The sequence below is a fragment of the Nostoc sp. MG11 genome (assembly GCF_014904695.1).
In the GTDB taxonomy this organism is placed as follows: domain Bacteria; phylum Cyanobacteriota; class Cyanobacteriia; order Cyanobacteriales; family Nostocaceae; genus Komarekiella.
In genome coordinates this window covers 1-541 of the sequence record NZ_JACXXN010000232.1, presented here as the reverse complement: position 1 = coordinate 541, position 541 = coordinate 1, and the positions used below count along the sequence as shown (strand labels likewise).

The 541-nt window shown below is 41.8% G+C and carries 1 protein-coding gene; it reads left to right on the top strand.

Features of this window, described 5'->3' with window-relative positions:
* The first annotated feature begins 191 nt into the window (after positions 1 to 191).
* The gene (locus tag HCR01_RS38250) at positions 192 to 431 is read left to right on the top strand and encodes a hypothetical protein (protein WP_193201056.1); all 240 of its coding nucleotides are present in this window, start codon (positions 192 to 194) and stop codon (positions 429 to 431) included.
* The last annotated feature ends 110 nt before the right edge of the window (positions 432 to 541 follow it).

The following is a 541-nucleotide window of genomic DNA, read 5'->3' as shown; positions in this document are numbered from 1 at the left end:
GAACGTTGGGCTAGTAATGCTGTTACCGCACCAGCACTACCACCTGTGTCTGAAGCAGAAGCCAGAGCATCATTGCAGCCACAAAACGAATTGTTACCGCAAGCCAAGAAGCGGTAAGCAATAAATTTTAACAAACAAAGGCGATTCATTCTTGAGTCACCACTACATCAATTAGCAGTAAAAACAAGCCAATGAAAATCAGTACTGTGTCGATAAGTTATTCTAGAAAGTTCAATTTGGGTCAGTTTGAATCAATTGATATAGGCTGCTCTGTTTGGGCGCAAGTAGAGGATGAGGAAGATGCCGACGGTGTAGTTCAATTTCTTTATCACCAAGCTAAAACAGCAGTAAAAAGTGCAGCAATGCCTGTGATTAAAGCCAACGAGTTTCAGATTAGTAAAGCCAAATCTCAATCGTTTTGTAGTTGCTGATGAGGGTGTTGTGGAATTGGAGTATTTATGAAACAACTCACAGGTTCTATGCCCATCGCAGCATTACCAGAATCTACCGCGGCTTCTGCTAAAAAGCAACTGCTTGAAAC

Bases quoted from the DNA above. Each gene is read 5' to 3' on its own strand.
- HCR01_RS38250 (WP_193201056.1), top strand. From the start codon at position 192: ATGAAAATCAGTACTGTGTCGATAAGTTATTCTAGAAAGTTCAATTTG.